Raw genomic sequence first — 3010 nt, 5'->3', positions numbered from 1 at the left:
GTTACGCCCACTAGGTATTGAAAAGGGTAAAGCATTTAATATTACTGCACAGCAACAAGTACTTTTAGAGGAAGCCGTTGTTATGGGTGAAGCGATGGTAAAAAATATCGATTTTAATAAGACGGATCGACTGCCGCATTCTGCTTATGGTAATAAAGGCAACACTTGGGAAGTCGCGACGGCCTCGACACCAAACCAAGACCGAGGTTTTGGCATCGACTTAGATGGGCGTGCAGCATGGTTCTATGAAGCTGTGACTAATGATATTGCTATGCATGGCTTTGAAAATGGTGGCTGGGGCCAGATCTATTTAGATAACTATCGTGATAATGATGGCTACGGCTTAAATGGAAGCAATCACTACACGTTAACCTTGGATGGGGATGTGAACTTCGCCGATCTGTTTTGGACTATTACTGTTTATAACGTCGACAATCGAGCCATTATTAATAATGATATTGAACGAGCAGACGTAGGCTCGAATATCGAAGGTACAGTGAAAGATACGCAAGGTGATTACATTTTCCATTTCTCGCCGGAAAAACCTGAGGGTGTGAACGAAGCTAACTGGGTACAAACACGCGAGGATGAAAATTGGTTTGTCTACTTTAGAGCTTATTCACCGAGTAGAGCTTTTGTTGAACAGCAACCAGATACGCTTTTGCCGAACTTTGAGCGTATAGAGTAAATTCTAAAAGTGAGGGGATGCAAGCCCCTCACTTTATTCCTACCGTGTACGTAGATACATAAAGGAGGCAACGCTATAACCCCTGAGTCTTGGAATAAAGTTAACTATCCATCTTATCGGTAATCAACATTTACTAGTAACACTCGTAAATAGAGAAGTTATCTAGCTCTATTTATAGGCTTCGCCAACGGCTTTCACGTTATTTATGCTTGGACGAGTGACTTAATCATTTCGTATAGCCATAAGTGTTTCTTACTTTTTCTGTTCTTTTTGTGTATATAAGCACATAAGGAGAGAGTAGTGAGTTCTTCTACATTAGTAACTTTTATCGCTCTCAATCCCTCGCTGTTATGTTTTACGAAGTTCTCTAGCCCAGGTACAACTAAGTCAGAGTTTAAAACCACCTCACGTATACTAATCGCGGATGTACTACGGTGAACAACATTAATATTGAGCCCTTTTTTAGCAACAACTTGCTCAATGAGTGAGTTATGAAAGGTGTTAAAAAATGGCATCTCAATAAGTGCAAAGTTGTATTCCAGCAACTCCTCTAGCGTAGCACTGGCTTTACTAAACGGATGATCTTCGCGGACAACGGCAACAAAACTCACTTCTCCCAACGGCAGCTCGTAAATGTCTTTTGTCGTGTTTGAAAATTGAAATTGAACAGCAATATCTACTTGGTCAGCTTTCATCATTGATGCCGTTTCTGTGGTCATATTATGAGAAGCGAATGTGACATTTGGGCAAAGGTGAGATATCTCAGTAAACATCATTGGAGATAGCCAAGGAATAATTTGCTGCCCCATATCAACAGTAATAGTGCCATCGAGCTTACTAGGTTCAAACTCCCCATGTGTATTCACAGCATTCGACAGCTGAGTCAGAGCGGGGGATAGCGCAGAGAAAAGAGTATCTGCAAATGGGGTTGTATCAAAACCTTTTGGAGTTTTTACAAATAATTCGTCCTCAAAGTGATCTCTTAATTTATTTATATTTTGGCTAACAGCGGGAGGCGATATAAATAAAAGTTCAGACGACTTTTTTAAGTTGCGTTGTTGATATACCACGGAAAATAATTTTAGAAGATTAAGGTCAAGGTTCTTAAACTTATCGATATTCAATGGCTATTCCTTTGCTTGCAGACTCTTAAGTTCAGCTTAACAGCAAGATAAGAAAATTAAAATATTCAAAACTGGATGCACTCAATATTGTAGAAGATATATGTAATGGAATATGTCGCATCGCTTGTTAAAACTAAATTTGATTAGTACTGATGTATGCGTTTTTCAGAAGGAATGCTATTTATCTTTAAATTAGTGAGTCACATATGAAAAAAACACTATTATCTCTATCCCTAATTGGTTCATTCAGCTGTGTCGCAGCCCCTGTCACATTGGATAATTATGTGGTTGCAGAGTCAGACTGGTACTTTAATGGCGTACAGGAAAAAGTGGGCGTTAATACTTGGATGCATGACGATCCAGTAGCGATTGATAATCAGCAAGTGATCCGCTCTAACCGTGATGTCGTGTACTCCATTGCGATTGTTGATGTAAGTGAAGGTGCTACCTTCACGGTACCAAAGTCTGATGAGTTTCAGATTATCCACATAATCGATGAACATCACTTATTCCACCAAGTCGTGAAAAACGGTGAAGAGTTAACTGTGTCTGCTGATGATATTCAAGGAGAGTATGTCTATTTATTGGCAAGAACACGTGACAATGGAGACTACGATGATACGAAGAATCGTCAAGCAAAACTCCATTTTCAAGCAAATTCAGACCGACCATATACTTCCAAAGGTTTTGATGCTGAAGAGGTAATTGCCTTTCGTGATGAACTTGTTCGTCAGGTCAATGCTGGAGAACAACCTATAGCAGGGCACAATGCTTTTGGAAAAACATTAAAGGATGTTGATCCGCATAATTATCTTTATGCAGCTGCTTATGGTTGGGGAGGGCTTCCTATGGACACGGCTCAGTATGTTCCTTTACAGGTGACATCAGAACAGTGTCAAACGTGGGTAATTGAAAAACCAGCTCTTGATTGGGAGAACAACGGTTACCTCTCTGCAACCTTTTACGGTGCAGATGGTTGGATCCATGAGAATGACTTTTATATTCCTCATAGTGAGATGACAGACAATGGAAACTCCTTATCATTTACTACTAACTGTAAAGTAGGTAGTGGCAATGCGACGGTTGAAAGCGGGGGGAACTTTTTGATTAGGATGTACCTTCCTACAGACGCTGAACTAGTAAAATCACAAGCCGATATTATGTATCAAGTAAAAGGTAGTTAAACTTAGAACTAATT

The 3010-nt window shown here is 39.8% G+C and carries 3 protein-coding genes; 2 read left to right on the top strand and 1 reads right to left on the bottom strand.

The features are described from left to right. The coding region (locus tag L4C33_RS21030; RefSeq protein WP_428814342.1) for a DUF1214 domain-containing protein at window positions 1–688 on the top strand (688 nt) is incomplete at its 5' end. 203 nt (window positions 689–891) lie between these two features. Here the strand turns inward: L4C33_RS21030 and L4C33_RS21025 are convergent. Further along, window positions 892–1812, bottom strand: a complete 921-nt coding sequence (locus tag L4C33_RS21025) for a LysR family transcriptional regulator (RefSeq protein ID WP_428814341.1) — start codon at window positions 1810–1812, stop codon at window positions 892–894. 206 nt (window positions 1813–2018) lie between these two features. On the opposite strand from L4C33_RS21025, the gene L4C33_RS21020 reads away from it, so the two are divergent. After that, entirely contained in the window at window positions 2019–2996 is a 978-nt protein-coding gene (locus tag L4C33_RS21020; protein ID WP_428814340.1) for a DUF1254 domain-containing protein, read from the top strand. Window positions 2997–3010: the final 14 nt, after the last annotated feature.

Source organism: Vibrio makurazakiensis (assembly GCF_050337375.1).
Taxonomy (GTDB): Bacteria; Pseudomonadota; Gammaproteobacteria; order Enterobacterales; family Vibrionaceae; genus Vibrio; species Vibrio makurazakiensis.
This window is presented reverse-complemented; position numbering and strand designations above follow the sequence as displayed.

What these genes read in the sequence shown, in the direction of transcription:
- L4C33_RS21020 (WP_428814340.1), top strand. Translation starts at nt 2,019, where the DNA reads ATGAAAAAAACACTATTATCTCTATCCCTAATTGGTTCATTCAGCTGT.